This window comes from Lactobacillus sp. YT155 (genome assembly GCF_030504545.1).
Taxonomy (GTDB): domain Bacteria; phylum Bacillota; class Bacilli; order Lactobacillales; family Lactobacillaceae; genus BQUT01.
Genome location: NZ_JAUKWP010000001.1, coordinates 298,708 through 324,539 on the forward strand (window position 1 = coordinate 298,708; position 25,832 = coordinate 324,539).

The following is a 25,832-nucleotide window of genomic DNA, read 5'->3' on the forward strand; positions in this document are numbered from 1 at the left end:
TTTTATTGTTTTTAACTACATTAATTAATTTACATCTTCGATGTCAACACTCTTATTAGCCATTCTGTTAGCTGCTAATACGAATGGTACATAAATTAAGAATGTTACCAACATACAGATTGCTGACCATACAACTGCTCTCCAGTCACCATTTGTTGCTAAGAAAGCATTAATCAATGGTGGTGTAACCCACACTACTTGTTGTGATACTGGATTTACTAAGTGTGCTGCTGTTGCGAAGTATCCAATTGATACACTGACTAAAGGTCCAAATACGAATGGAATTACCATGATTGGGTTAAGAACCACTGGTAAACCAAACATTACTGGTTCATTAATATTAAAGATTCCAGGTGCAAGTGATAGTTTACCGATTGTCTTGTAATCTTGACGTTTAGAGAAGATAACCAAGGCAAGAATCATCATAACTGTACCACCGGCTCCACCGAACCATGCGTAAATATCAAAACTTCCACGAACCCACATGTATCCTTTGTCAACAACTTCGGCCATTCCGCCAGCTTTGTAGAATCCCATGTTTGCTAATTGGGCAACTGTAAATACACTTTCCAAAATTGGAGCCATAACGTTGGTACCATGAATACCAAAGAACCATAGTAGTTGTACCAAGAAGGTAATCAATAGAACTGACCAGTAACCTTGTGAAGCTCCTAGTAGTGGTTCTGCGATTATCTTTTGTATAAATACCAAGAATGATTGGTCTGGTACCAATAGTGAAAATACATAGTAGAAGATTGCTAATGCATACAATGCAACTACTGAAGGAATAATAGCTACGAATGCTTTTGATACTGCAGGTGGTACTGAATCAGGCATTTTAATAACAATATTCATATGAATAAGTTTTGCGAAGATCCATAGTGCAACGAATCCGGTAATTATTGCTGTAAAATAAAAGTTTGCACTAAGGTTTCCTAACTCAACCCATCCACCGGCGGTAATATCAATACCTTTCCCAGTGGCAGTAAATCCATTTGCTGCTGCTACTCCTGCTTCATTAATAGCTTTAACGGCTTTACCTGGCAAGCTAACTGCAAGATTTCCTTTGTAGTTCATAGCTAGTCCCATGAATGAGGCTGCTAAAGCTACGATACCACCGGCTAATGCGTCAACTTTGTACATCTTAGCTAAGTTGTATCCCCATGAAAATGCGAATACCAATCCAACAATAGCTAAACTACCATTCCACATGAATCCATTAACTGAAATAATTTCCTTAATAACTGGAATGGTTGTTCCATCGTAATTTGGGAAAAACTGTGTTGGTAAATCACGAATTAACGCATTAATCATTGTTGCTAATGATCCAGCCATAACTGCGGGCATGGTTCCGATAAATGCATCACGCAAAGCAATTAGATGTTTTTCATTACCAATTTTTGCGGCAATGGGAATGAAATGTTTTTCCATCCACTTTGTCAATTTGTCCATCATTTTTCTTCTCTCCTGTCCTAATAATTTCGTTTTGTATACGTTTACAAAATTATTGTAACATTTAATATTTGTGTGTACAAATTTTTTAGAAGAAAATTTAAACTTTTAAAATTCACAAAGAATCAGCACTCATTCTTGACTGTTATAAAAAGAATAAAAGCCACACAATGATTAAGAATTTCACAAACTTAAATAAAAAAATTAGTCTCAAATATAATTATTTGATAAGATAATGAGTATATAAGGAGGTTAGTTATGGCAAAATATACCATTTATCTCGTTCGTCATGGTCAAACATATTTTAATAAGTACAATAAGATGCAAGGTTGGTCAGATACACCTCTGACTCCTGAAGGAATTGAAGTCGCTAAAACCGCGGCTAACTCATTGAAAAACAAGCAATTCGCTGGTGCATATTCATCAGATGCTAGAAGAGCAATTGATACCTTGAAAATAATTCTGGATGAGAATGTTTCCGACCTCTCACCAATAAAAGAACCTGCCTTTCGTGAACAATTCTATGGTTATTTCGAAGGAAATAACTCTCCAGAAGCATGGTACATGACCGGAATGCCCCATGGAGAAAAAACCTTCGGCGATATTATTAACAAATATGGCATGGATAAAACCAAAGATTTCATGAAAGAAGCCGATCCCTTCCATGATGCCGAAAACGCTGAAGAATACTGGCACAGATTGAATAAAGGTTTTGATGAACTAGACAAAATCGCAAAAGATGGCGACACAATTCTATTAGTTAGTCACGGAACTACTATCAGATCACTAGCTGATAAATATGGTGATGGTTCATTTGAAATCAAAACCGGCCCAGCTAATTCTAGTTTGACCGTCCTTGAACGAGATGGACAAACAAATGTTGTTACTAGCTATAACCAAGTCTTAAAATAAATTACGCAAAAAACCAGACAATAGTCTGGCTTTTTTTATATATCGTATAAGTTGTATTATGTTGGACCCATTGTCCAGTACATTGGTGGAACTCGGTCAATTACTTTTGATAACTCATACAAAGAATGTGGTATGCCTTTATCTGCATATTTCATAAAAAAGTAATTCAACATTAGGTCCCCAGAATAATGTTGACAGATGTACATCAAATCCTTATCACTATTTTCATTAAATTTTTGAGCAAATTCAAAAATAACTTTTAATAATTCCTGATTATCTTGAATTTCAGGATCAGAATAAACTTTACTCAAAGCATCCATCACTTCTTTTTTTGAAGGGATATTATTCTTTCTCTTCATTGTCACCTGCCTCGCTGACTACAGTTTTACTTGGCCGACACATAAGAATAATTTCGATAATTGCAACTATTGCCAGTAATATTCCAGCATTAGGATAACCAAGATATCTAGCCAGTACAAGCTCACTTATTTTAATTGGCACAACCCAGTACCAACCAATCCCAGCGTCCCTGAATCGACGAATACTAACCGCCCAAGTTGGAATTATTGTTACTACTGTCCAAAAATTGGGCAACCACGTATTTAATAACATACTTATCATTAAAGCTGTTTTGAGTCCATAAACTTTATTTACAGACATAAGCGTTGTATAAACGTAGAATATCCACATCAAAATGATAAAAAGCACTACTGCAAAATTCACTAATCTCGCAATCCAAAATTCTTTTCTCGTTGATTTCCCCGTGAAATTAACATAGTTCTTCCAAAACATCCCGTATTCTTTCATAGTAGTCTCCTCAAATTACTAGAATAAATTCCAAGCATTTACATAATACCAACCGACTCCTTTATTAACTGGAATAATATCTCTCATTAACTTCTCTAAACGCATCACCGAAACAGGTAATTCTCTAGGATTAGCTGCTATAAACATAAGTAACATCACATCCAATGTTGCAGCTTCTCTATCGAACTCTTCTAAACTAGAGTTAGAGTCAATTGCTTTTGCAAATGCTTGGACTTGCTCTAGCAAATTCTTTTTATCTTTCATTTTTGGATCTGAAAATACTGCGCTTAAGATATCTAAAACTTCCTCTTTTGTGTAGTGTACATTATCCTTTTTCTTCATTGTCACCTGCCTCGCTGACTACTGTTTTACTTGGCTGACACAACATTATTATTTCGATTATCCAACACGCAAGTCCTATAACTGTAAAAATAGTATATTCAGCAAAGACTTCCGTAAATCTGTTTATCACTATAAATATGATAACCCAATACCATCCAAAACCTGCATCTCTAAATCGACGTACTGTGACTGCTAGACTAGGTATGAATAATGCAATGAGAAACACACCATATATTAACGCCATTGTTCCGATTAATTCAGTAGAGTCTATGCTTGATTCTGACAACCGCAAACTCACAACCAACATGAAGATAACTACAATATTGAATAACATAGGTATCCAAAATTCTTTTCTCGTTGATTTCCCCGTGAAATTAACATAGTTCTTCCAAAACATCCCATATTCTTTCATAACTACTTCTCCTCAGTAAATAAGTGTTAAATGTTCTCTATTTCAATTTTTTCGTTTGATTCTTTATAACTTTTGAGTTCAATTATCTTGTTTTCCATTTTGATTCACCCGCATCGTTTTCATTAAATATACATATTCTCGGTAAACTCTATATCGTCCAAATTTTCATCGCCCCAAACAACCAAGAAAATAATATATGCTGAAAAATCTTCTAATGCTGGAAGTATTAGCCCATTACCAAATCCATCAATTCCATATTTCTCTTCCCAAATAATTGGGTCTTCCATAACAGATATACCAATTTTAGTCCCATCTTTGATCCCAATGGATCCGTAGTACCCTTCATCCCCATCAAATTCAAAATTACCTATTTCTTCGTCAAGTGTTAGGACAATCTCATCATTCTTTTTTATATCTTTGAAATATTTAGTTCCCACCATTCTAGTATCCATTTGTTCAATATATCTATCTGCTATCTTTAACTCGTCACTAGAATAATCGAGAGGTTGACCATTCAAAGTTAACTTGACAGTTCCAAGTGGCGTTTCAATTGGTGTTCTTAACATATCTTCTTTCTCCCTAATTTATTTCAAATTCAATTCCTTCTTCTGTGCCAGTTAAACCTCTTTTAATCTCATCACTAACTTCTTTTCTATCCGTATGAACAAATACATCAAGATGATCTGAGAGTACTATTACCACTTTACCAATTGAATTTTCTGATAAAAATCCAACAAATGAGTTGTACTTAAAAACTGATTCTAAGAAGTACTTCACTATTTCATCACTACTATCAACTTCAATTGCTCCGTCGAAGAAATTATCGATTCCATATTTATCAAAGAAAAGTTTTCTTAGCGGATAAACTTCTTCGTCTTGAGTCAACCATTTATCTTGATAATTGAAGATGATTACTTGTTGATTTAGTGAACTAAGCATTTTGCTGATTACTTCAACCAAATTATTAATTCGGTAAATTACATCCGGATAATCACGTGGATTGTCCATGTCCAATTTAAAACTGAATTCATTTCCTTGATTCTTTTGATTACTCAATTCTTCAAAATCAAAAAAACTATTTTGCTTTTTAATTTCAGCCAGCTCTGATTTATCAATCATTTTCATATTTATCACCTTTTTCAAACCCCTATATAAAGCACATATTCTTCTTTTTCAATTGCTTCACCCAATAGCTCAACAGCATTTCCAAGGTCTGTAACAAAACGTTCTCGGTCTAAATATTCTATGCGATCTTCTGGTTTATCGGCCACATAATAATCCAGCACTTTTATTTTCTTAGGAGCATTCTCAAATAATTGTTTCCAAGCAGCAAAAATTCCTTTTAGTTTGATAGAGTTTTCAACATCGATGATTGAATGGGCATAGTATGGCAACCCAGGTTCTTTTTCCAAGTTATAGTTAATTGACTCAATCCATAATAAAGACTTTTGGATATACTGAATTAAATCATCGTTTAAAATAATGGTCTTATTTTCTTCCTTAGCAGCCATAAAATTATCTGAAATTTTTTTCAATTCAGTGTTGGTTAATTTTTTGTCTGGTATTATCGTCAAATAATGTTCTAACATTTAGTCACCTTTTATATTATTCACATTCAATTTGGAAATTTTTCCCAAAATAGATTTTCGCTCTTACTTTTTTTGCATCACAAATGTATAAAATATTATCTTTTTTAGATAGTTCCTCTACATTCTTAATATCAATACTAACTAGATCTGTATTGTTATAAGTCAATAGAACACTACAATCATTTTCATAGACATCCAAATAGAGTATCAATTCAAATTCATCAATGATTCTACTGATTTTATATTGCCCCAGTTCATCATCAGTTAGACTTTTAGGCTCTTCATAAAAAAGTTCGAGTAGTTCTAGTTCACTGTACTTTATCATTTCCCTCTCACTTTCAACTAAATCTCTATCATCTCACTCCAAAATGGGATTTTTGTTTTTATATCTTTGTAATAAATACTTCCATAATATTCTTGTGGCGATGGAAAATCTGATTTGATTCCCTGTAGAATACTAGCTCCATAATAAGTTACATCTGTTTTATCTACCGACAAAAGTGGCCCATTATTCATTCCGGAAACCATAAATCTATGCTCTCGTAAAGGAATTAATTTGGGAGCAGCCATTAATCTTTTTTTAAATTTCGGTCTGTTCTTATTCAATCCGTTGTCAAAGTAACTGTCAGGCCAATGAATTTCTTCGTATCTTCTTAGAAATTCTTGCTTTGTTCGTAATATGTAGTCACGTCTTTCGTCTAATTCGTCATCAGATAGGTTCTTCCACGAATAAAAGCCTCCACCTGATGGCATCACTTCTTCATAAACTTCTCTTATTTCAACAGGAAAGCTTATATCTAACTCTTTTTCGACTCTTTCAATTTCATTTTTAGACATCCCTTCTTCTAAATCAATCTCCCCTTTTTCTTCAAGCTTGTGGAGTAATTGAATTATTTCAGTTGATTCTTTTCCTTCATCTTCTTGCTTATTTTGGAATTTTTCTTTTATCTCACTCCAAAGTGATTTATTTTCGTAACCAACTATATTTGTATTGGGGACAATATCTTCTACCATGAATACCTGAAAATCCTTTGGACCATCAATAAAAATCCCGTAAACCCCACCTGAACCCCAATAAGGTAACAGTCCATCTTCGCCTATAAATTCTTCTTCAAACTCATCATAATCTGATGGCAAAAATTTCTCACAATTATAAACAATTAAAACTATTTTTTCATTTCTTATCCATTTAAGTCTTAACATCCAATCATAAAAATAATCTCGTCCATCGGCAGCATCTTCCGGTAAGTTAAATCCTACCATCATATCTTCATAAAAATCGTAAATATTTTTTATATGACTTCCATCGAGTTGAACAATATATGAATTTTCTTGTTTGAATTTCTCAAAATCTAAATCTTTATAGGTTTCTAAATGTGTTATTTCATTCTTAAATACAACTGAATAATTATCTACATAGTCACTTCTATATCTAGTTACTTTTTCATCAGGATCTTTATCTTTTACTAAATACACATTGAAGCCTCTGGCATTTTTATCCCAAAACTCTAAATATCCATCTTTGCCTGTAAAATGCTCTTCAAATTCATTAAATGCCCCAGAATCAACCATAAACGAATCAGAGTTGTAGACTATAAGACTGATTTCTCTGCCTTCTTCAATCCAACTCAAGTCAGTCATAGCTTTACTAAATTGTTCCCAGTCACTAATTATACTGTCAGTTAAATCAAATGCTGAATCCATGGCTATAAAGAAATCTTCATCTCCATATATTTGTCTTCCATCGAGTTTCGCAATAAAATCATCTCTATCTCTTAATTCTTCAACATTTAACTGTTTATAGTTCTCTAGTTTTATTATTTTATTTCCCATCATCGTCATCTCCCCATAGATCTAACTTATTAATTTCATAATACAATATTTACATATTAATAAAAAGGACTTTCGTTGTTGATAGAACAACAAAAAAGCGTAGCTCAGCTACGCTCATTCATTATTTTTAATTTAATATTGTTCCTAATTTTTCGTAAGTAGCGTGCGGTTACGCCTAACTTTATTGCTAAATCCGTCAAAGGCGTCCGATTCAATAGGTGTTCTACCAATACTTTCCGTTCAAGGTGTGAAAGTTTTATTTTTTCAAACATCCCTATCAAATCAAAGCAATCTTCATATCCGAATTCCAATTCTTCATAATTATCTAGAACATGAATTTCTTTGTATCGACACTCTTTTCGCAGCAAGTCCAACATCGACCAGACGATTTTTTGATAAGCATATTTATTAAAATCAATCTCTTGCAACTTCGGTGGATACTTACAGAAGCATTTTGCATAAATTATCATTGCTTCTTGAACATAATCTTCATAATCAAAACGATTGCGATAAATATTGACCTTCTTCAAGGCTCCATAAATAACTCTTCGGTTCTGCATTGCTAATTCAAATCCATCTGTAATTGTGCGCATGGATTAAACACCCTTTCTTGTCTAATCCACAACCGGTTGTGGTAAGTCCATCGTATTAAATTCGTATATTTATCAATACCTACCGCCAATTCCCCAGATATCCATTTTAACAAAAATAACAGACCAAACGGTCTGCTATTTAAAGAGTCTAAGCCACGGGACTTTCGACAAAAATATCTTCTTCAGTACGTGTAACGTATTTTGCACTAACAGCTTGATGATACATTTCTTGACCTTCTTTAACAAACAACTTAGCATCGGCAATGCTTTGCATCGCTTTTTTGACTTCATCACTTGTTAAATCAGCCTTGAAGTAGTTAAGAGTTAGAATCTTAGTCTTACCATCTTCGGTTTTGAATCCTAGTTGTAATTTTTTCATCCTTGTTCTCCTTTATTTAGATATTTGCTGAAACAGTAGTAGTTCTAGTCAACTCAACGTGATCTAAGTCGTCACCTAACAATTGACTATATGCATTTGCGAATGAAATTAATTGTTCATCTTTAGGGGTATCAATTGCGTTATTCAATTTGTAAGTCTTTACACCATCAGGGTAACGATCTTCATTGACCACAACTAGCCCCACTGAAGTTCTCTTCCAATTTTCTTCCATTAATCTATCCTCCAAAAATTATTATTCATGTAAGAAATTCGCTGGCCAGTTAATTTAGCTTACACTTACAATAACGATTGAAAATCGGAAAACGGAACAAAAAATTTGAAAAATTAAAAAACATCCCTCTTGGAATGTTTTTTAATGAAATCTATTATTAATAATAATTATTATTCTAGAGATTCTTGAATTTCTTCTACCCATCTTTCGATAACATAGTCGAATTCATCTTTTTTTCAGCTAATTCTCTGTAACCAATCTTCAGTTTCTTATTTTTATCTGCACTTTTAATATATATTTTCATATCTATCTACCGTAGTCTTCACTATACCATTCCTCTGTTGAATAACCGTTATCTTCTCTGAATTCTTCTGAGTATTTCTTTACTACAAGTCCTCTCACGTAAATATCTTCATTGAATAAAAGTGTTGGTAGCAGTGTAATCATCAAAATTAATGCCAGTCCTATTATCGTAAAAATTGGTATTAGAATTATTCCTAAAATCGTCCCCCAAACTCCAGGAATAGTTAGATTGATATCTCCTACAGAGTTATTATTTATCCACCATTTGTTCATTCTATAAAATTGGGCTAGAACAAGTATTGCAACAATAAAGACGGCTAGTGCGGATGTCACAGCTTGTACTATTTTTGTTAAGGTTTTGTCCTTCTTAGAAACATTTACCTGCAAATATTCCTTGTTAATTTCTGCTATTATTCTAATCCTAACAACATATAGCGATAACGCTAATCCAATTACAGCATAAACCACTGCGGTTATTGCTCTAGAAGTTGCTGTTTCACCAGACGTTGATGAACCACTTAAATAAAAAACGAGTGCTATCTACACGGCAAAATATATGGACCCTGTATATGCGGCTTCTCTAAAATATTTAGGCCTTGAAAAGTAGTAAACAATTAGCAGAATATACAATAATGTTGAGATAAATGGTAAAAGTATAAAAGAATATCCTGAACCGAGACTGATTCCCCAGGCAATTAAACACAACAAAATTAATTTTAGACTTCTAGAAAATTTTTCATCTTCAAATTTTTGATTAACTTTAAAATTACCTATCTTCTGTTTGGCTACAGAAAAAGTAATCTTATCTAAATACTTCTTCATATCTATCTACCGTAATCTTCCCAATACCATTCTTCTACTGAATAACCGTTATCTTCTCTGAATTCTTCTGAATATTTATCTAAAATTTTTGCTCTAACATATATATCTGCATTGAAAATTAAAATTGGCAACAAAACAATAATCATAATTGCTAATGAGATAACAATATGTGAAATCCCATTAAGTAATTGACTTGGATCATCGATACCATTCATTATAAAAATTGCTTTATTCACTCTATACATATACATGCCTGCAAATATTAGAACTGCTGTTAAAGCAACTAATCCATATACTCTATTAACCCATTTTGAAACAGGCAAATGTCTTTCAAAGATATTGTTTATCGATTCTTTAATTAGTCCTTTAATTACCAAGTACACTGTCACCAGTTCTATTATCCAGTAACCGAAAGATATAGTTAGATATAGATAAGCGTTCGCACCATCAAATAACATTAAAATATACAGATTTCCATACATGATTACATTGAATTGAATTAGTAAATACACAATCAATCTGTACCTAAAATTATTCAGATATTGATTCTTATATTTCCTATTAAAGCCGAAATAAATGAATAGATTGATTGAAATTACCATAATTACAAATATGACCACAATAATAAAGAATGGTTGTGTCTCAGGAGGTAACTCAGCGTAATTAACTTGTGTTACCATTGCTAAAAAAATCATTGGAACTATTAAACTAAGAATTAATACGATGGCTTTCTTAATCGCAAAACTTACCAAGTGATTTTCTGTTCCATTAATGTCTTGGTAAATATCGGTTTGCTTAATCTTATCAAACGCTTCTTCGAGTGATATATCATCGAATAACTTATTTAGTTTGTTCATTTAATGTTACATTCCTTTAGTATTTACAAGTTGGAACTTATTATATACTATTCTCAACTTTAATTTTTATCTCAATAAAAAAACTCCAATTACTTGGAGTTTTTCAATAATTCTACAAATATCTTTTTCTTGCTAACAATCTTGCAAATATCAATATTAATAATGACTCTACAATAATTGGAACTACTAAATATTTTATATCTAAAAACACGATTATTATTAATGTAAGACTGATTAGTAACATGCTAACAAAGGCTGTGATTATTGTTGATAGGCTTTGCTTAACAACTTCCATCTCATTATTCCATTCGTAATTGGGGAATTTTAGATTAAAAAACAACCCTAAGACAGAAATAAATATTAAATCTAAAATTAGTGACACTATTAAGATAACTGTATTTATGCCTGATAACTTCATCATGAATAGACAGCTTAAAACTGCAATTATTAACCCTGGTAGAAATAATGTAATATTCAGACATATTTTGGATATGCTCATTTTCGCAATGGATATCGGTAACGATCGTTTAATCCATATCTTATTCCCTTCCATCGAAAAACCACAAGATGTTGTCGTTGTTAATGAAATACAGGCAACAAATAATACGTAATAGACACCTGCTCTGGATATATCGACATTAATTCCTAAATTATTTAGACTAACACTATCTATCATCTTAAATTGCGGCACAAAAGATAATGCGGCAACTACTATCAACAACACTGGCATCAATATAGTATTTGTTATGTATGTAAATGATGCCAAGTATCGACTAAATTCATCTTTAAAAAGTGAAATAAATTGATTCTGAATATGTAATTTTATTTCCTTCGATTTAACTACCGCTGCTCCAATAAGATATAAAATTTTCTCATATTTTTTTGTTAAAAACAGAATGAATAGTATTAGTAACAACATCGTCAAACCAAATAAAACTATGGTAATCAGCCATTGGTTAATACCTAATTCACGAGTCAAAGACCACTTAAAAAAAGATGTGTTGATGATTCCAATTTTTGGATTTTTAATACCTGATTTCAAATAAGAAATAACTAGTGGAAAAATAATTATTGAAAATATGAGTAATGTTTTAAAAAATTGAAATTTCAAATTAATTGTCGCAAAAAAGAGATTAACTAAAATAGAAACTACACTATTTAATATTATGGAAATAATTGGTATACAAATTCCAACTAACAGAATAACCAATAGATTTATTATTGGAAATTGGTGAATTATCATCATTGATATCTGAACACTGAATAATACTATCAACACAAGCACTTCCTGAATAATATATTGATAAAGAACTAATATTGTTTTTGCTTCAAATTCTTTTAACGGTAAGGTAAATATATAATCATGATCTTTTCCAACAATCATGTCTCCTACGCCAGATAAACAAGTCCAAATAGTTATACCCCAAAATAGTAAACCAACTACATACGAATTCACAGAATTTAAAAAACCTTCTTGTTGCATTGAAATTGGCAAACTTAAGAAGTACCCAATAACCAAAATAAAAACGGTTATGTATCCAATTAAGGTAATTCTGGCATGAGTTCTTATCGATGAATTGTTGTTGTTTATCTTCGAAATACCAAATTGATTAATATACCTGATTTTCAAAAATTGAAAAACTTTATTATTCATGTTTTGTAACCCTCCTAAACACTTCGTTTAGAGATTCTTTTTGAGTTACAGTTGACATCTTGTCATTTACTTTTACTTGTCCATCATCAATCAATACCACGTGATTACATAGTTTCTCCGCAACCTCAAGAACATGAGTGGAGTAGATTACCATTGTTCCATTCGCAGCCCTTTTTTTGAGTTCATCAATTAAAAAATGGGTAGCATTTGGATCAAGCCCCACAAACGGCTCGTCTAAGATAACTAATTTGGGATTATGTATAAATAATGATATTAAAACCAATCGCTGTTTCATTCCGTGGGAATAAGTAGATATTAACTTCGATAACGCATTTTTCATATCTAATAGCTCAGATAGTAATTCTAATCGTTTTGAAAAGTCATCACTGGATACTTCATACATTGAACCAATAAAGTTTAGATATTCATATCCTCTTAAATTCTCATAAATATCCGGATTGTCTGGTGAATACCCTAAATTCATTTTAAAATCTTGAGGATTTTTGACTAAATCAATCTTATCAAGTAATACTGTTCCAGAATCAAATGGATGTATTCCTGCAATAGATTTTAAGCTTGTTGATTTTCCAGCACCATTAGAACCTATAAATGCACAAATATCTCCTCTAGAAATTGTAAGGTCTAAATTTTGAATTCCTTTTGATGTGCCTTTGTAAATTTTTCTTAATTCTTTTATTTGTAACATAACATCTCCTTTTTGTATTAAAAAAGCATCTCAAAAATTATCGAGATACTATTTATTTTCTAGAGTTTTTATAAAATCTATATGAATATATAAGTGGAATAATAATCATGAGCAATGTTATTGCTAAAATTGTGAAGAATATTATTAAATCTGGAACTATCATCATGAATAGTCCACTGATAATAACTAACAAGCCACCAACTGACCAAATATAACCTGCTAAACGATGGGTTGAACGCCAATTATCTTCATTGTCTAGCGTCCAAGGAAGGCGAATACCAATTGTGTAATTGCGAGTGGCTTTTGGTAAGTAATTACCAACTACCATATAGGTGAATCCTATAATAATTGTAACCATCATCCCGACATTAACTGATTTTCCAATAGCTGCGAGTATGGTCATCACTTGAACTACAAAGGCAATTATTGCCACAATCCAGGGACCTAACCATTGAATCTTTTTATTTTGATTAACATTCTTTGGATCAACGTTAACCATAAAAATCACCAATAAGTTAATTAACCATAAGAAGACGGGCATTCCAACAATAGCTAGCAATTTCGGAGCGAAGCCATTTGGCTTATTATCTACTCCCCAATGAATAGCAATGTTATCGGGCATTTGATTATACAAAAACAATCCTGCTACTACTGGAAGCAATATAATAATTGAGGTTAATAATAATTGCTTCTTATCAATTTTTTTCTTCATCGTTCTCTCCTTCAAACTGTTTGAACCAAAGCATAACTTCTTCAAAAACCGAAGTGTTCAAACTGTAATAAATATAATTCTTTTCTTTTTCTTCATTAATTAATTGGGCATTTTTTAATTGCTTCAAATGATAGGAAATTGTGGCATTGGTCATATCGAATTGCTTCGCAATATCACCAGCATTCTGCTTTCCGGAACGAAGCATTAGCAGAATTTGTCTACGAATTGGATCATTCAAAGCTTTTAGCGTATTCGTAAAACTCATAATTGCCTCCTTAGCTATTTAGAAATATTTCTAAATAGAATATAACACGCCCTATTTTAAAAGTCAAAGTTATTTAGAAAGTTATCTAAATAGATTCAAAAAATATTTTCTACAGTAGTCGAATTAACGTATAATAGATATTAGTGATTTTAGAAGGGAAAATATTAATATCATGAATGAAGAAAAAACTATTCAAAAAAGGACCCACACCAAAGGGTTCATTTTAGCGTTGATTGCTTCCAGTTTATGGGGTGTTTCGGGAGCTGTCTTACAATTCGTTTCACAGAACAAACAAATTCCTGCTGAGTGGTTCATTGGGGTAAGAACTTTAACTGCCGGAACTATTATTCTAATAATTGCATTCTTCTCAATGCCTAAAGGACAAAAGAGTCACATCTTTGATATTTTCAAAAACTGGCGTGATGTTTTGTTCTTACTATTATTTGCCATCTTCGGATTAATTGGAAATATGTATACATTCTTCCTAAGTATTCAACATGGTAATGCTGCTTCAGCTACTATTTTGCAATACTTAAGTCCGTTATTTATCGTGCTGGGCGGAATCTTTTTCATGCGTCAGAAACCTACTCGTGTCGATATTGTTTCCTTTACTTTAGCATTGTTAGGTATCGTATTATTGATAACTCGTGGAAATCTTAATCATTTAAGCATTCCACTTGATTCATTAATCTGGGGAATTCTTTCAGGTGTAACTGCTGCCATGTACATCGTTTTTCCCAAACAACTTATCAGTAAGTACTCACCATTAGTTGTTACTGGTTGGGGATTCTTGGTCAGTGGAATTTTGTTCAACATTTATCATCCATTCTGGATTAATCCACCAAAACTTGATACTCAAGGAATTCTTGGTGTTGGAACAGTTATCTTAATTGGAACTATTCTTGCCTTTTTAATTATGGTTATGAGTTTGAAGTACACTACTTCTACTATTGTCAGCATTACCGATGCCGTTCAACCTTTCATTACTTTCGTATTGAGTATCGCCTTTTTAGGTGCAGACTTCTCACCAATGGAATTAGTTGGCTCGGCAATTGTCATCTTCGCAATTTACATTTTGAATAAATACGATGTATAAAAGTTGATATGAGTTCATCAGTAAACTACACTGGAATTATGTAGAAAGGATCGATGAAAAATGAAAATTTTAGTTTATTCTGTAAGACCTGATGAATTATCTATTTTAGCCGAATGGATTAAGGCCCATCCCGATATCCAAGTTGATCAGACAACTGATCTATTTGACGAAACTACTGTTGACCAAGCTGCTGGTTATGATGGTGTGGTTCTATTCCAACAACAACCATTCCCTGATGCTGCAATCAACAAGTTAAATGAAATGGGCGTTAAGAATCTTTCTTTAAGAAATGTCGGAGTTGATAATATCAATCTCGATTTAGTTAAAGAAAATGGTATGAAATTAACTAACGTTCCTGTTTATTCTCCTAACGCAATTGCTGAACATGCTGTCTTTTTGATGGGACGCTTGCTCAGACGTGTACCTGAATACGATAAGAAAATTGCCCGTGGCGACTTACGTTGGGCTCCAGAAATTGGTCGTGAATTACGCAACCAAACAGTTGGTGTTATTGGTACCGGTCATATTGGTCAAGTAATTATAAATATTTTGAAGGGTTATGGCGCCAAAGTTATCTGCTATGATATCTTCAAAAATGACAAACTTGAACAAGAAGGTTTGTATGTTGATAATCTTGATGACTTATATGCTCAAGCCGACATTATTACCGTCCATGTTCCTGAAGTGAAAGAAAACATCCACATGATTAACAACGATTCAATCGCCAAAATGAAAGACGGCGTAATTCTTATCAATGTTTCTCGTGGTGGCTTAGTTGATACCGATGATTTGATTGGTAACTTGAACTCCAAGAAAATTGGTGCTGCTGGTCTTGATGTTTATGAAGGTGAAGTTGGTGTCTTCAACGAAGACTGGGAAGGAAAAGAAATTCCTGATGCCCGCCTACGTGATCTATTGAGCCGTGACAATGTAATCGTTACTCCTCATATTGCCTTCTATACCAATACCGCTGTGCACAACATGGTAAACGTATCACTTGATTCTAACGTTCAATTAATCAAGGGTGAAACTCCAGATACATTAGTAAAATAAAAAGACATCCGAATTGGATGTCTTTTTTATATACAAAAAAATTGTTCTTTCAATATCGAAAGAACAATCCCTACTGTCTATATACAGTTTTTACCCCAAGTAAAAAATAGACCACAATTATTTAAAACAAACTCATTATAGTAATAAGTTTAAATCCCCAACGTCTTATTTTCCACTCCTCAATTATTCTCCTCAGAAAATAACTAATAAGTAAGATTAGATTTTATCTAACCTCAATATAGAATTTACTCTATTTTATAAGTTTTTTCAACACTTTTTTAAAAAAAATCTAATACTTTCGGATTTTCCCAAATAAAAAAGACTGAAGATTATTTGTCGTCAGTCTTTTTTGTTGTAGCTTTTTTAGTTGTTGTCTTCTTTGCAGCTGGTTTCTTTGCTGCAGTTGTAGACTTCTTAGCAGTAGTTGCTTTTTTAGTAGTTGTAGCTTTTTTTGCTGTTGTTGACTTCTTAGCTGTTGAAGCAGCAGTAGTTTTCTTTGCTGTAGTCTTCTTAGCTGTTGCAGTTTTAGCAGCAGGTGCTTTTTTAGCTGTCTTTGTCTTGTCTGCAGCAGTTTTCTTAGTTGCAGGCTTCTTAGCAGCTGTAGCTGTGTTACCTTCACGACCCTTTAGAAAAGCAAGTACGTCTGCAGCATGTTTAACACGGTCCAAACCATTTTTCTTAGGGCGGCGGCGGCCACTAATACCTGTATGCATATTTCTTGTCATGTTATTTCCTCCTCCCTTATGGCTATCTTCTATATTTTAAGAGAAACAGTTTAAATATTCAACAATTTTTGACGTTTTTTCGTTAGAGAACTGCTTATTTATCAAATTCTGCCACTTTGTTGGCAATTTCTTTATAAATAACCGCACGAATTGCTACAATTTGAGCGATTTTTAACTGATCACTATCGATAGCAAGATTGGCTAATGCATTCTCATTATCTAAAGTTTCCATTTCTGCATTAAATAAAGCGACAAAATTGTTGTACCCGATTTCTGGTTGGTCTAATTCGAAAACTTTGTTAATTCCTTTTTTTATTACGTCTAAAGGAAAAACTTGTTTCATAATACTGACAACAATTATTGAAGCAACATGTTTACGACTATATTTTTTCTTGTCTGGTTTGTCGATAACCTGCATTTTGACATAACTATTAATCATGGACTTAGTAATTGGCTTTTCAAGAATGAAGGAAACATTCTTATCCACCTCCAAAGTTACTTGATCCATATATAATTCTAACTCAGAAAGATCTTTCCATTCTGGTAGTCTATTCTTGCCAAATTCGGTTAACCATTTCGTAAAATCTGTATTATTCATACCTATACTCCTCAGCTCATATAAGAATTGTAACTTTATTCTAGCTAGAATTCAATTCTAAATATTATTGACTTGAGTTTTATTTGTTATATAATCAGTTTACATCCTAAATACGAGGTTAATATTAATGACAATTCATTTAGTAACTGATTCTACTTCTCAATTAACAACCGAAGAGATTAATAAATATGACATTCACATCATTCCCTTAATTATTAATGATCAAGGAAAATCATTCAAAGATGGAATTGATATCACTAGCGAAAGTTTTCTTAATGATTTACAAACAAAAAGTGAAATTACTACCACAACTAGTCAACCAGCCGTTGGTGACTTCGTTGATTTGTATGATGAGTTGGGCAAAGACAACGAACCAATTCTCTCAATTCACTTAACTAATTTGTTGAGTGGTACCGTTGAGGGAGCATTCAGTGCCGCTTCACAGACTGAAAGCAACGTCACTGTTATTGATAGCAAATTAATGGACCGTGGCTTAGGTGAACAAGTTCTGTTAGCAGCGCAACTAATCAAAGAAGGAAAAACCGTCGACGAAATTGTAGCTGCTTTGCAAGAAGCACATGATAAAAAAACAACCGACATTTTCTTCGAGTCACTTGACGCTCTACAACGTGGTGGTCGTATTAGTAAACTTTCCGGTGCGGTTTCAAAACTTCTCAAAATCAAAGCCTTTATTAGACTCTTCGATGACGAATTGAAGCTCATGTCTAAGGGTTACGGAAGAAAATTCATCAATAAAACTTTAGAAAAAACCTTCTCTGACTTGAATGGTGTAAAACTTGATACTTTTACATTAGTTCATGTTGGAATGAATGAAGATCGCTTGATTGAAATCAAGGAACTGGTCAAAACTACTCATCCAGAAGCGGACTTTCGAGTTGTTCTTACCAGCCCAATCATTATGAATCACGTTGGGTTAGGAACTTTCGCTTTTGTTTATAGTAAACATTAAAATTAGTCTTCAAACAAATCCTCTTTTACGGTAAACTATTAATAGTATATTACCTAGGGAGGTTTTTATTTTGGAAGAAAGTATTTCTCATTCAATTAAAGTATTAAATAATCAAATTTCACGTGAAATCAACACTTTTGCGATGCAATTCAAATTAACAGGAACTCAAATTCAAATTTTGGATTTCTTAAATGGTTTTGCAGCCAACGAAAATGTATTTCAAAAAGACGTTGAAAAAGAATTCAATATTCGTCGTTCAACTGCTACTAATATTTTGAAAAACATGGAAGAAAAAGGCTTGATTAAAAGAACTGCTTTGCCTTCAGATTCCCGTTTGAAAATTATTGAAGTTCAAGAATCTGGTAAGAAGATTCAAAGTGAAATTTCAAAATTCTTAGTTGCTACAGACAACAAAATTCTCAATAGTTTAGGAGCTTTCGAACGTAGAAGTTTCATTAAGTCACTTCACAAGATTCCCGAAAAGTTAGCTGAAAGCGAGAAAAAATAATGACTAGAAATGTTCTCATGGATTGTGACCCAGGAATTGATGACGCGATTGCCATCACTGAATTAATTGCTAATCAAGACGATTTGAACATTTTAGGAATTACAACTGTTGGCGGTAATCAAACTCTTGATTATGTTACTAACAATGCCAAAAAATTAATGTCTTTTTTTGATAAAAAAATCGATGTTGCTTCTGGTTGTGACAAACCATTAGTTAAAGACTTATACACTGCTGGCGAAATTCATGGTGAAACCGGGATGGATGGCTATGATTTTGGCAACGACTATCAGAATTATCCTCTAGCAAGTGCCAACGCAATTGAATTTATGAAACAAAAAATCGATTCCGTTGAGCAACTTGAAATCATCGCCACAGCTCCACTAACCAATGTAGCTTTGCTATTCAAAACTTATCCTGAAGTTATTAACAAGATTAATCATTTGTATATCATGGGTGGATCTCTGGAACAAGGAAATATTACTGCTGCCGCAGAATTTAATTTCTTCGTTGACCCCGATGCTGCCAAAATCGTCTTCGATGCTGGCATTCCTATTACAATGAGTGGACTTCATATGACTGAAGATAAAGCTTACTTCACGACTGAAGATATCGAAGAGCTCAAGAATCACGGCCGAGTTGGTGAGATGTGCTATGCCTTAATGAATTTTTATCACAATGCGGAAAAACAAGTTGGCGTAACTAAGTCACCAATGCACGATATCTGTGCTGTTGCCAGTTTTTTGAAACCAGAATTATTCACGGGCAAAACTTATTCAGTTGCTATTATTACTGATGACAACCTTCGTGGAATGTCACTAGCTGATAAACGCCTGCAACCAGAAGTTAAGAATCAAGTTAATGTTCTAATGGATGCAAAACGTGAAGAATTCCGAGATTTCTTATACGAATCTATCAACAAATTAAATTAAAAAAGCCTTCAAATGAAGGCTTTTTTGTTTACAATTCTTGATCAGCTATTTTTTCTAATGTGGTACGTGATGGAATAAAGAAGAGTTGACCTGTCAAAATATCTGAGAATGATAATAAGAAGTCTGATGTTTCCATCATTTGTTCTAACATCATCTTGGTAATTGTCCAATGTCTTGCGTAACCCATGAAGTAGGTTCCCGTAATTCCATTAGCAGGATTTGAGAACGGAACGTTCATACGGATAATCTTTTGTTCAACGCCATCAATTTCTAGCTTAGAACTGACATTATGAGCATTGTGATACTTATCTTCATCTTCCAACTCTAAGTCAGAGAATTTCTCACGACCAACAGCTTTTTCTTGTTCCTCAGTCTTAAGGTTTTCCCAGAATTTCATATTATGTTGCCATTTTTGCGCAAAAGCATATGAACCATTAATGTAGTCAGGATCTTCATCACCAACTAAAGCATAATCAGCCGAATCTTCGATTGCTGGTGCTTCAGTTCCATCAATGAAGCCGATGATTGCACGACCTTCAAAGTAACGGAAGCCTTTAGTCTCATCTACAACTTCTGTAATATCTTCCAAGAATTTCATGAACTGAGTTTGTGCTTCATAAACAACCGCTTCATTACTTGCTCTGATATGGAAGAAAAGATCACCTTTTGTCGAAGGCATTATGTATTTGTCATTCTTGATTTCTTGATAAGTTTCTAGTTCTTTAGGCTTTGGAGCGTTGGGAAAAAGATAATCCCAGGCTTTGTTACTAAAACCAATCGCCACTTTCAAACCAGCTTCGGCATCTCTAATTCTTAATGAACGAATGATTGCCTGTGAGCGATCAGCGAATTCAGCAATTGCTTCACGATCAGTTTCCGGATTTTCCCTTTTTAATTCTAGAACGGTAAATTGTACATGCTCTCCAATATCTTTCCAGACATCTTGAGCCAAATTTGGATTAATTGTCATTGTGTCCTCCCAAAATTTATTTAGAATCATTCTAATTACTGTCTCTATTTTAGCAGAATTATTTTTAATTACTAACTATATGAGCAAAATAATTTAATTTTTTTCAAAAAGTTTTTGTATAATGTTCTCCATGGGGGAAAACTATGAAACCTGATCGTGTTCAAGCATTTAGTGATGGAATTTTTGCCATCTTAATCACCATCCTAGTATTGGAATTCAAATTACCAAGTTATACACAAGGTCATCTATTTGAGTCAGTTATTAAGCAGTGGCCCATTCTGTTCTCATATATCCTGACATATTCTTACATTGGAATTCTCTGGTTATTCCATCACGATTTATTTAATAAATTAAAAACGACTACCATTATGATGAATGTTATTAACCTCTTTTCAATTTTTTTGATTACATTATTAAATTACGCAACTGTTCTTCTATCTGAAACTATTTCCACAGAAAATATTCCTGATATGAGATTTGCCTTTGGAATTTATGATGTGGTTGCGTTTTTGATCTCTTTTTCATTCGTGATAATTTATCTATACCTTTATCAACATCCCGAAATTCTAAAAGATGAAGTTGTTGATAAGTTCAATTTAAAAATCAACCGTTATCCACTGACCAGTATGTCCTTATATTTACTAGCATTCTTGTTAAATTACGTTCAAATATATGTCGGATTACTATTTTTAATTCTAGGAATCGTCTTTCATGCTGTTGCCTATTTCAAAACAGCCCGTGTTATTCATAGTAGTCATTAATTAAAAATGTACAAATCTTTATAGAATGCCTATTTCAAACTTTTTTGCATATATAATTTAATAGTCGCTTATGAATCCAACCTACTTAGGAAGGAGGTACCCTATGCAGTGAACTCTGTAATTAATGCCTTTTCTGCGATAGTCGTAGGCTGCGTTGTTGCAACCTACGCATACTGGCTGAATAATCGCAGAAAATAAGCGACAAAGCCAGATAACTAAAGCCGATCACTGCAATGGTCGGCTTTTTTAGTACAAAAAAAGAAGCTCACTCTGCAAAGCGGGCTTCAATGGTAACCTATGCAATTCTTCTGCATATTCATTATATTAGTAGCGGTGCAAAAATGCAACGTCATCGCTTAAACGATGCAAATTTTAAATAATAATTCCGTTGCAATGATCAATTTCATGTTGAATAATTTGGGCTACGAATCCCTGAAAAGATTGTTTTTGTGGTTGAAAATTACTATCTAAGTAACTCACTTCGATTTTTTCAAAGCGTGTTGTTTTTCTTTCTCCACTAAGTGACAAGCAACCTTCTTCAGTTGAGTACGGTTGCGACTTCGAAATAATTGTTGGATTATACATTAACAGACTTATCATGCCGATTTGCACAACAATAATTTGCTTGTTAACACCAATCATATTGGCAGCCATACCAACACAAACTTCTTTATTTGCTTGAAGAGTTTCCACTAAATCTTGTCCCACTTGGGCATCATTTGGCGTAGCGGTTGTGGATTTCTTGCTCAAAATTAAAGTATCTTTATTAATCGGTTGGATCATTATTTGATACCTCGAATCGATTTTTGTAGTAGTCCGTCAAAGAACCAACTGACACTAAAGATTGCAAAGAAAATACAGATAAATAAACAGCCAATTATCATTAGCCCTGGGGCATCACTTAATTGTGCAAAACTATAAAACATGGGTAAAAATCCGAATGAGAATAAGAGGATAACCAACGAATTCCGAGTGATTTTTGTTAACTTATTACCTGCAGTTACAGTAATTAATTGGTCTTCTCGAACTAATTTCAACAATCCAAAGCCATTGATGACACTGTTAGCGACTAAAATATCTATTAAATATAACACCACCATTGAAAGCAGAATCCCGTGTCCGGAGAGTTCTGCTTTGTGTTTGGCAGTAATTACTAAGAATGTGAATAACCCTGTAACTAATAAAAAGAAAATCATCGTCAAGATAATGACTATTTTTAATAGATTCACCCTTTTTTTCATAATACTCTCCATTTATTTGTGGTAGGTTCTTCCAGCATCAATCATAAATGCTCGATAGATCTGTTCTGTTAATACTAACCTCATCAGTTGGTGAGGTAAAGTGAATCTTCCAAAAGAAATTGCTTGATCCGCCCGTTTTTCCACTTCATCACTTGTTCCTAACGATCCACCGATGACAAAAGTCAGATCACTTTTCCCATACGTAGTTAAATCTGCAACTTTGGCTGCCAATTCCTCTGAAGATAGTTGTTCGCCTTTGATTGCTAATAAGAAGACGTATTCTTTATCTTTAATTTTCTCCAGAATACGTTGCCCTTCTAATTGCTTAATTTTCTCCATCTCGGAGTCACTTAATGACTCTGGAGCTTTCTCATCAGCGACCTCAATAATTTCAAATTTACCAAAAGCCGAAAGTCTCTTGGAATATTCCGAAATTCCTTGTTTTAGATATTTTTCTTTCAATTTACCGACACATACAATTTTTATGTTCATAATTATCCTTCAATAAGTAAAAATGTCAAAGTTTTCCACATTGACTAAATTTTAGTTCCTACATCTTGTGTATATCCTACAATTAAACCACCAAATATTCTATCAAAAATTTTTTTGAAAAAATATACCACTTTTTTTCCACATTTGTCTTCAATTTTTTCTGGCTTGTGTGAAACACTCATAAACCCCGGCATATCAACATACAGAACGTATGTTTTGTCTCAAAATAAGCGACTTATCCACAAACCAATTTCTCGTGTGCAAAACTTTGGAGAGTTAGAAAGGTTTAATTCACAGTATTAACAAACTTATCCACAGGCAGTACTCTACTTTATCCCATCTTGACAATTTTTTTAAATTTATCTAGCTAAATTTTACCGTGGAACAGTAATTTTTAATAATTGTATGATAATAAAAAACTTCGCAACAAAATGAACATTCTGCTTTATTTTTAATGTAAATATTCCACTATTCATTGCTCAGGCAAACGAATGTTTCCAACAAAAAAAACAGATCCTAAGATCTGTTTTTTTATTCTGCTTCTTGAGTTAATTTCACAGTTACTTCAGCACTTTTGCCATCACGATAATATTTAATCTTCGTATTGTCACCAATTGAATGAGCATACAAAGCCGTATGTAATTCTGCGACACTGTTTACTTTCTTACCATCAACGGCAGTAATGACATCATACTTCTTTAATCCAGCAGTTCTAGCAGGTGAATTACCATTAACTGAAGCGATTAGAACACCTTGCGTCACAGACTTCGGCAACTTCAAAGTATCTCTTTGGTCTTGACTAGAAACAAGTGACAAATCAGTTACACGCACACCTAGTGAAGGACGTTTAACTTTCTTGTTAGTAACTAGCGCATTAATAATCTTAACCACTTCATTACTTGGAATAGCAAAGCCCATTCCTTCAACAGTCGTTCCATCAGAACTAGAGGCTAATTTCATTGAATTAATTCCAATGACTTGTCCAGCAGCGTTAACGAGTGGACCTCCAGAGTTACCTTGATTAATTGCGGCATCAGTCTGGATTACGGTTGCTTGACCAGTATCCATACCTGATTTTTCGTCTTGAGTTGTAATTGTACGACTCTTGGACGAAACAATTCCCTCGGTTACAGAAGTCGCATAGTCACTTCCTAGCGGCGAACCAATGGCAATCACGGGATCACCTTCGGCGATTGAATCAGAATTTCCAAATTCAGCGATTGCGGGAACTTTGTCCCCAGCAATTTGAATAACTGCTAAGTCAGTAACTTTGTCAGTACCAACTAATTTTCCGTCAGTTTTTGAGCCATCTTTGAAAATAATTTCTAGTTTAGCAGCGCCAGAGACTACATGGTTATTGGTAACAATATATCCTTTGCCATCTTTTTTACTATAGATAACCCCAGATCCCTCACCATACTTTTGAAGTGAATCACTGTCTTTTTGACCAGAATCACCAAAAATTGAACTCCAGTCATTATTAGAACCGCTGCCTTGGCTTTGGTAATTGACTACCGAAACCACTGAACTCGAGACCTTTTTAAACGCTGATCCCATTGTTGAATTAGCTTTAACATTTAATTTGCTAACCTTAGCTGTTCCTGGTTGATTGGAGGTATCACTTGGATTGTCGTTCATCAGATTATAAACGATGAACCCCGAGAAAACACCACCGACAATTGCAGAAACTAAAGCAATAATCATCATACTTACGAATGTTTTTCTATTTTCCATAAAATTCTCCCATTACAAACATGGTACGACTATTATAAATTACTTGTTTGAAAAAGAAATGAATAAACCTCGAAAATTATCTAGATATCACAAAGTGGTTGCGCCTTGACTGGGTCGGTATCGTTGATATGAAAGTCATGCTCCACCCCAAAATCATGTTCAATCAAATCCTTCGCAACTGTTTCGTGAGCGACTTTTTTCAAATTATTCTCGGGACTCAAGTGACCCAGATAAATTTGCTTAGTACTATTACCAATCACATCCATTAAGGTATTGGCACCATCATCGTTAGATAAATGACCCCGATCACTTAGAATACGTTGTTTCAATGACCAAGCGTAACTTCCATTACGCAGCATTTCTAAATCATGATTACATTCCATCAAATAAGCATCTGCCGATTCAATCGTCTTCTTAACTCGTTCAGAAACGTATCCTGTATCGGTCAGAATTGCGAAACTCTTTCCTTGATAATGAAATTGATAGAATTGTGGTTCTCGAGCATCATGGGACACGCCAAAACTTTCAATATCCAAGTCACCGAGAGTCTTAGTCGCACCCATTTCAAAAATATGTTTATCAATATTTTCAGTCTTACCTATTTTTGGTGCCATTTGTTCCCAAGTACCTTCATTGGCGTAAACAGAGATTCCATATTTACGAGCAAGAACACCGACACCTTGAATGTGATCGCTATGTTCATGAGTCACCAAAATCGCATCGACATCAGCGATATCTTTGTCGATACTTGTCATTGCCGCCTCAATTTTCTTACCAGAAAGACCGGCATCAACTAATATTTTGCTATTAGGTGTCTCGATATAAGTCGAATTACCTTGACTACTGCTAGCCAACACACTCATTTTAAAATCTGAACTCACTTAA

Annotated in this window: 36 protein-coding genes; 8 read left to right on the top strand and 28 right to left on the bottom strand. The window is 33.5% G+C overall.

Annotation, left to right across the window (positions count from 1 at the left end; all coding sequences use genetic code 11):
- Positions 1–24: 24 nt before the first annotated feature.
- On the bottom strand, positions 25–1,452 hold the full coding sequence (locus tag Q2T76_RS01585; protein ID WP_302083904.1) for a PTS sugar transporter subunit IIC: 1,428 nt from the start codon (positions 1,450–1,452) through the stop codon (positions 25–27).
- 258 nt (positions 1,453–1,710) lie between these two features.
- Here Q2T76_RS01585 and Q2T76_RS01590 point away from each other — a divergent pair, with 258 nt between their 5' ends.
- Positions 1,711–2,364, top strand: coding sequence for a histidine phosphatase family protein (locus Q2T76_RS01590; protein ID WP_302083486.1), 654 nt, complete (start codon positions 1,711–1,713; stop codon positions 2,362–2,364).
- 56 nt (positions 2,365–2,420) lie between these two features.
- On the opposite strand, the gene Q2T76_RS01595 is transcribed toward Q2T76_RS01590, so the two are convergent.
- The 19 genes from Q2T76_RS01595 to Q2T76_RS01685 form a co-directional block, all read right to left on the bottom strand.
- The gene (locus tag Q2T76_RS01595; RefSeq protein WP_302083488.1) at positions 2,421–2,723 is read right to left on the bottom strand and encodes a hypothetical protein; all 303 of its coding nucleotides are present in this window, start codon (positions 2,721–2,723) and stop codon (positions 2,421–2,423) included.
- On the bottom strand, positions 2,707–3,171 hold the full coding sequence (locus Q2T76_RS01600; RefSeq protein WP_302083489.1) for a DUF805 domain-containing protein: 465 nt from the start codon (positions 3,169–3,171) through the stop codon (positions 2,707–2,709). The genes Q2T76_RS01595 and Q2T76_RS01600 overlap by 17 nt, the downstream gene beginning before the upstream one ends.
- An 18-nt stretch (positions 3,172–3,189) precedes the next feature.
- Positions 3,190–3,513 carry a hypothetical protein gene (locus Q2T76_RS01605; RefSeq protein ID WP_302083491.1) on the bottom strand — a complete coding sequence of 108 codons (324 nt, stop codon included), beginning with the start codon at positions 3,511–3,513 and terminating at the stop codon, positions 3,190–3,192.
- Entirely contained in the window at positions 3,497–3,925 is a 429-nt protein-coding gene (locus Q2T76_RS01610) for a DUF805 domain-containing protein (RefSeq protein ID WP_302083493.1), read from the bottom strand. The genes Q2T76_RS01605 and Q2T76_RS01610 overlap by 17 nt, the downstream gene beginning before the upstream one ends.
- Positions 3,926–4,047: 122 nt before the next feature.
- On the bottom strand, positions 4,048–4,491 hold the full coding sequence (locus Q2T76_RS01615; protein WP_302083495.1) for a hypothetical protein: 444 nt from the start codon (positions 4,489–4,491) through the stop codon (positions 4,048–4,050).
- A 13-nt stretch (positions 4,492–4,504) separates the two neighbouring features.
- A complete protein-coding gene (locus Q2T76_RS01620) occupies positions 4,505–5,050 on the bottom strand; it encodes a hypothetical protein (protein WP_302083497.1) in 546 nt (181 codons plus the stop codon).
- Between the two features lie 14 nt (positions 5,051–5,064).
- On the bottom strand, positions 5,065–5,514 hold the full coding sequence (locus tag Q2T76_RS01625) for a hypothetical protein (protein ID WP_302083499.1): 450 nt from the start codon (positions 5,512–5,514) through the stop codon (positions 5,065–5,067).
- Positions 5,515–5,530: 16 nt separating this feature from the next.
- On the bottom strand, positions 5,531–5,839 hold the full coding sequence (locus tag Q2T76_RS01630; RefSeq protein WP_302083501.1) for a hypothetical protein: 309 nt from the start codon (positions 5,837–5,839) through the stop codon (positions 5,531–5,533).
- Positions 5,840–5,856: 17 nt separating this feature from the next.
- Positions 5,857–7,350: a hypothetical protein gene (locus Q2T76_RS01635; protein WP_302083503.1), complete on the bottom strand. Its 1,494-nt coding sequence runs from the start codon at positions 7,348–7,350 to the stop codon at positions 5,857–5,859.
- 101 nt (positions 7,351–7,451) lie between these two features.
- Positions 7,452–7,940, bottom strand: a complete 489-nt coding sequence (locus Q2T76_RS01640; protein ID WP_302083505.1) for a sigma-70 family RNA polymerase sigma factor — start codon at positions 7,938–7,940, stop codon at positions 7,452–7,454.
- Positions 7,941–8,088: 148 nt separating this feature from the next.
- A complete protein-coding gene (locus tag Q2T76_RS01645) occupies positions 8,089–8,319 on the bottom strand; it encodes a DUF2922 domain-containing protein (RefSeq protein ID WP_302083507.1) in 231 nt (76 codons plus the stop codon).
- 16 nt (positions 8,320–8,335) lie between these two features.
- Complete coding sequence (locus tag Q2T76_RS01650) at positions 8,336–8,551, bottom strand: hypothetical protein (RefSeq protein WP_302083510.1); 216 nt, start codon at positions 8,549–8,551, stop codon at positions 8,336–8,338.
- Between the two features lie 306 nt (positions 8,552–8,857).
- A complete protein-coding gene (locus Q2T76_RS01655) occupies positions 8,858–9,241 on the bottom strand; it encodes a hypothetical protein (protein WP_302083512.1) in 384 nt (127 codons plus the stop codon).
- 153 nt (positions 9,242–9,394) lie between these two features.
- Positions 9,395–9,676 carry a hypothetical protein gene (locus Q2T76_RS01660; RefSeq protein ID WP_302083514.1) on the bottom strand — a complete coding sequence of 94 codons (282 nt, stop codon included), beginning with the start codon at positions 9,674–9,676 and terminating at the stop codon, positions 9,395–9,397.
- A gap of 2 nt (positions 9,677–9,678) precedes the next feature.
- Positions 9,679–10,533, bottom strand: coding sequence for a hypothetical protein (locus Q2T76_RS01665; RefSeq protein ID WP_302083516.1), 855 nt, complete (start codon positions 10,531–10,533; stop codon positions 9,679–9,681).
- Between the two features lie 112 nt (positions 10,534–10,645).
- Positions 10,646–12,187 carry a hypothetical protein gene (locus Q2T76_RS01670; protein WP_302083518.1) on the bottom strand — a complete coding sequence of 514 codons (1,542 nt, stop codon included), beginning with the start codon at positions 12,185–12,187 and terminating at the stop codon, positions 10,646–10,648.
- Entirely contained in the window at positions 12,180–12,893 is a 714-nt protein-coding gene (locus Q2T76_RS01675; protein WP_302083520.1) for an ABC transporter ATP-binding protein, read from the bottom strand. The genes Q2T76_RS01670 and Q2T76_RS01675 overlap by 8 nt, the downstream gene beginning before the upstream one ends.
- A gap of 52 nt (positions 12,894–12,945) precedes the next feature.
- On the bottom strand, positions 12,946–13,605 hold the full coding sequence (locus tag Q2T76_RS01680; protein WP_302083521.1) for an SdpI family protein: 660 nt from the start codon (positions 13,603–13,605) through the stop codon (positions 12,946–12,948).
- Positions 13,589–13,870 carry an autorepressor SdpR family transcription factor gene (locus Q2T76_RS01685; RefSeq protein WP_302083523.1) on the bottom strand — a complete coding sequence of 94 codons (282 nt, stop codon included), beginning with the start codon at positions 13,868–13,870 and terminating at the stop codon, positions 13,589–13,591. The genes Q2T76_RS01680 and Q2T76_RS01685 overlap by 17 nt, the downstream gene beginning before the upstream one ends.
- 172 nt (positions 13,871–14,042) lie before the next feature.
- Here Q2T76_RS01685 and Q2T76_RS01690 point away from each other — a divergent pair, with 172 nt between their 5' ends.
- The gene (locus tag Q2T76_RS01690) at positions 14,043–14,966 is read left to right on the top strand and encodes a DMT family transporter (protein WP_302083525.1); all 924 of its coding nucleotides are present in this window, start codon (positions 14,043–14,045) and stop codon (positions 14,964–14,966) included.
- Between the two features lie 60 nt (positions 14,967–15,026).
- The gene (locus Q2T76_RS01695) at positions 15,027–16,019 is read left to right on the top strand and encodes a D-2-hydroxyacid dehydrogenase (protein ID WP_302083527.1); all 993 of its coding nucleotides are present in this window, start codon (positions 15,027–15,029) and stop codon (positions 16,017–16,019) included.
- A gap of 329 nt (positions 16,020–16,348) precedes the next feature.
- On the opposite strand, the gene Q2T76_RS01700 is transcribed toward Q2T76_RS01695, so the two are convergent.
- Positions 16,349–16,744, bottom strand: a complete 396-nt coding sequence (locus Q2T76_RS01700; protein WP_302083530.1) for a hypothetical protein — start codon at positions 16,742–16,744, stop codon at positions 16,349–16,351.
- A gap of 94 nt (positions 16,745–16,838) precedes the next feature.
- Complete coding sequence (locus tag Q2T76_RS01705; RefSeq protein WP_302083532.1) at positions 16,839–17,342, bottom strand: DUF1836 domain-containing protein; 504 nt, start codon at positions 17,340–17,342, stop codon at positions 16,839–16,841.
- A gap of 127 nt (positions 17,343–17,469) precedes the next feature.
- Here Q2T76_RS01705 and Q2T76_RS01710 point away from each other — a divergent pair, with 127 nt between their 5' ends.
- The 3 genes from Q2T76_RS01710 (at position 17,470) to Q2T76_RS01720 (ending at position 19,749) form a co-directional block, all read left to right on the top strand.
- Positions 17,470–18,312: a DegV family protein gene (locus Q2T76_RS01710; protein WP_302083534.1), complete on the top strand. Its 843-nt coding sequence runs from the start codon at positions 17,470–17,472 to the stop codon at positions 18,310–18,312.
- A 70-nt stretch (positions 18,313–18,382) separates the two neighbouring features.
- The gene (locus tag Q2T76_RS01715) at positions 18,383–18,820 is read left to right on the top strand and encodes a MarR family winged helix-turn-helix transcriptional regulator (protein WP_302083536.1); all 438 of its coding nucleotides are present in this window, start codon (positions 18,383–18,385) and stop codon (positions 18,818–18,820) included.
- Positions 18,820–19,749, top strand: a complete 930-nt coding sequence (locus tag Q2T76_RS01720) for a nucleoside hydrolase (protein ID WP_302083538.1) — start codon at positions 18,820–18,822, stop codon at positions 19,747–19,749. The genes Q2T76_RS01715 and Q2T76_RS01720 overlap by 1 nt, the downstream gene beginning before the upstream one ends.
- Positions 19,750–19,777: 28 nt before the next feature.
- Here the strand turns inward: Q2T76_RS01720 and Q2T76_RS01725 are convergent, their stop codons facing one another.
- The gene (locus Q2T76_RS01725; protein ID WP_302083540.1) at positions 19,778–20,719 is read right to left on the bottom strand and encodes a Dyp-type peroxidase; all 942 of its coding nucleotides are present in this window, start codon (positions 20,717–20,719) and stop codon (positions 19,778–19,780) included.
- A 143-nt stretch (positions 20,720–20,862) separates the two neighbouring features.
- Between Q2T76_RS01725 and Q2T76_RS01730 the strand changes: the two genes are divergently transcribed.
- Together Q2T76_RS01730 and Q2T76_RS07910 are read left to right on the top strand one after the other, a co-directional pair.
- Positions 20,863–21,480, top strand: coding sequence for a TMEM175 family protein (locus tag Q2T76_RS01730; RefSeq protein ID WP_302083542.1), 618 nt, complete (start codon positions 20,863–20,865; stop codon positions 21,478–21,480).
- Between the two features lie 108 nt (positions 21,481–21,588).
- The gene (locus tag Q2T76_RS07910) at positions 21,589–21,678 is read left to right on the top strand and encodes a type I toxin-antitoxin system Fst family toxin (protein WP_367881607.1); all 90 of its coding nucleotides are present in this window, start codon (positions 21,589–21,591) and stop codon (positions 21,676–21,678) included.
- A 174-nt stretch (positions 21,679–21,852) separates the two neighbouring features.
- Here the strand turns inward: Q2T76_RS07910 and Q2T76_RS01735 are convergent, their stop codons facing one another.
- The 5 genes from Q2T76_RS01735 to Q2T76_RS01755 all read right to left on the bottom strand — a co-directional run bounded on the left by Q2T76_RS01735 (position 21,853) and on the right by Q2T76_RS01755 (position 25,810).
- Positions 21,853–22,263 carry a peptide deformylase gene (locus Q2T76_RS01735; protein ID WP_302083544.1) on the bottom strand — a complete coding sequence of 137 codons (411 nt, stop codon included), beginning with the start codon at positions 22,261–22,263 and terminating at the stop codon, positions 21,853–21,855.
- The gene (locus Q2T76_RS01740; RefSeq protein ID WP_302083545.1) at positions 22,263–22,721 is read right to left on the bottom strand and encodes a DUF2975 domain-containing protein; all 459 of its coding nucleotides are present in this window, start codon (positions 22,719–22,721) and stop codon (positions 22,263–22,265) included. Before Q2T76_RS01740 ends, Q2T76_RS01735 begins: the two co-directional genes overlap by 1 nt.
- Positions 22,722–22,733: 12 nt before the next feature.
- A complete protein-coding gene (gene rlmH, locus Q2T76_RS01745; RefSeq protein ID WP_302083547.1) occupies positions 22,734–23,213 on the bottom strand; it encodes a 23S rRNA (pseudouridine(1915)-N(3))-methyltransferase RlmH in 480 nt (159 codons plus the stop codon).
- Between the two features lie 531 nt (positions 23,214–23,744).
- Complete coding sequence (locus Q2T76_RS01750; RefSeq protein ID WP_302083549.1) at positions 23,745–24,947, bottom strand: S1C family serine protease; 1,203 nt, start codon at positions 24,945–24,947, stop codon at positions 23,745–23,747.
- A gap of 80 nt (positions 24,948–25,027) precedes the next feature.
- A complete protein-coding gene (locus Q2T76_RS01755; protein ID WP_302083906.1) occupies positions 25,028–25,810 on the bottom strand; it encodes an MBL fold metallo-hydrolase in 783 nt (260 codons plus the stop codon).
- Between the last annotated feature and the right edge of the window lie 22 nt (positions 25,811–25,832).

Coding starts and splice junctions, on each gene's coding strand:
- Q2T76_RS01710 (WP_302083534.1), top strand. CDS start 17,470: ATGACAATTCATTTAGTAACTGATTCTACTTCTCAATTAACAACCGAA.
- Q2T76_RS01620 (WP_302083497.1), bottom strand. CDS start 5,050: ATGAAAATGATTGATAAATCAGAGCTGGCTGAAATTAAAAAGCAAAAT.
- Q2T76_RS01665 (WP_302083516.1), bottom strand. CDS start 10,533: ATGAACAAACTAAATAAGTTATTCGATGATATATCACTCGAAGAAGCG.
- Q2T76_RS01610 (WP_302083493.1), bottom strand. CDS start 3,925: ATGAAAGAATATGGGATGTTTTGGAAGAACTATGTTAATTTCACGGGG.
- Q2T76_RS01755 (WP_302083906.1), bottom strand. CDS start 25,810: ATGAGTGTGTTGGCTAGCAGTAGTCAAGGTAATTCGACTTATATCGAG.
- Q2T76_RS01680 (WP_302083521.1), bottom strand. CDS start 13,605: ATGAAGAAAAAAATTGATAAGAAGCAATTATTATTAACCTCAATTATT.
- Q2T76_RS01690 (WP_302083525.1), top strand. CDS start 14,043: ATGAATGAAGAAAAAACTATTCAAAAAAGGACCCACACCAAAGGGTTC.
- Q2T76_RS01695 (WP_302083527.1), top strand. CDS start 15,027: ATGAAAATTTTAGTTTATTCTGTAAGACCTGATGAATTATCTATTTTA.
- Q2T76_RS01750 (WP_302083549.1), bottom strand. CDS start 24,947: ATGGAAAATAGAAAAACATTCGTAAGTATGATGATTATTGCTTTAGTT.
- Q2T76_RS01705 (WP_302083532.1), bottom strand. CDS start 17,342: ATGAATAATACAGATTTTACGAAATGGTTAACCGAATTTGGCAAGAAT.
- Q2T76_RS01645 (WP_302083507.1), bottom strand. CDS start 8,319: ATGAAAAAATTACAACTAGGATTCAAAACCGAAGATGGTAAGACTAAG.
- Q2T76_RS01670 (WP_302083518.1), bottom strand. CDS start 12,187: ATGAATAATAAAGTTTTTCAATTTTTGAAAATCAGGTATATTAATCAA.
- Q2T76_RS01590 (WP_302083486.1), top strand. CDS start 1,711: ATGGCAAAATATACCATTTATCTCGTTCGTCATGGTCAAACATATTTT.
- Q2T76_RS01635 (WP_302083503.1), bottom strand. CDS start 7,350: ATGATGGGAAATAAAATAATAAAACTAGAGAACTATAAACAGTTAAAT.
- Q2T76_RS01605 (WP_302083491.1), bottom strand. CDS start 3,513: ATGAAGAAAAAGGATAATGTACACTACACAAAAGAGGAAGTTTTAGAT.
- Q2T76_RS01675 (WP_302083520.1), bottom strand. CDS start 12,893: ATGTTACAAATAAAAGAATTAAGAAAAATTTACAAAGGCACATCAAAA.
- Q2T76_RS01730 (WP_302083542.1), top strand. CDS start 20,863: ATGAAACCTGATCGTGTTCAAGCATTTAGTGATGGAATTTTTGCCATC.
- Q2T76_RS01735 (WP_302083544.1), bottom strand. CDS start 22,263: ATGATCCAACCGATTAATAAAGATACTTTAATTTTGAGCAAGAAATCC.
- Q2T76_RS01660 (WP_302083514.1), bottom strand. CDS start 9,676: ATGAAGAAGTATTTAGATAAGATTACTTTTTCTGTAGCCAAACAGAAG.
- Q2T76_RS01615 (WP_302083495.1), bottom strand. CDS start 4,491: ATGTTAAGAACACCAATTGAAACGCCACTTGGAACTGTCAAGTTAACT.
- Q2T76_RS01685 (WP_302083523.1), bottom strand. CDS start 13,870: ATGAGTTTTACGAATACGCTAAAAGCTTTGAATGATCCAATTCGTAGA.
- Q2T76_RS01600 (WP_302083489.1), bottom strand. CDS start 3,171: ATGAAAGAATACGGGATGTTTTGGAAGAACTATGTTAATTTCACGGGG.
- Q2T76_RS01700 (WP_302083530.1), bottom strand. CDS start 16,744: ATGACAAGAAATATGCATACAGGTATTAGTGGCCGCCGCCGCCCTAAG.
- Q2T76_RS01720 (WP_302083538.1), top strand. CDS start 18,820: ATGACTAGAAATGTTCTCATGGATTGTGACCCAGGAATTGATGACGCG.
- Q2T76_RS01725 (WP_302083540.1), bottom strand. CDS start 20,719: ATGACAATTAATCCAAATTTGGCTCAAGATGTCTGGAAAGATATTGGA.
- Q2T76_RS01585 (WP_302083904.1), bottom strand. CDS start 1,452: ATGGACAAATTGACAAAGTGGATGGAAAAACATTTCATTCCCATTGCC.
- Q2T76_RS01650 (WP_302083510.1), bottom strand. CDS start 8,551: ATGGAAGAAAATTGGAAGAGAACTTCAGTGGGGCTAGTTGTGGTCAAT.
- Q2T76_RS01625 (WP_302083499.1), bottom strand. CDS start 5,514: ATGTTAGAACATTATTTGACGATAATACCAGACAAAAAATTAACCAAC.
- Q2T76_RS01640 (WP_302083505.1), bottom strand. CDS start 7,940: ATGCGCACAATTACAGATGGATTTGAATTAGCAATGCAGAACCGAAGA.
- Q2T76_RS01630 (WP_302083501.1), bottom strand. CDS start 5,839: ATGATAAAGTACAGTGAACTAGAACTACTCGAACTTTTTTATGAAGAG.
- rlmH (WP_302083547.1), bottom strand. CDS start 23,213: ATGAACATAAAAATTGTATGTGTCGGTAAATTGAAAGAAAAATATCTA.
- Q2T76_RS01595 (WP_302083488.1), bottom strand. CDS start 2,723: ATGAAGAGAAAGAATAATATCCCTTCAAAAAAAGAAGTGATGGATGCT.
- Q2T76_RS01740 (WP_302083545.1), bottom strand. CDS start 22,721: ATGAAAAAAAGGGTGAATCTATTAAAAATAGTCATTATCTTGACGATG.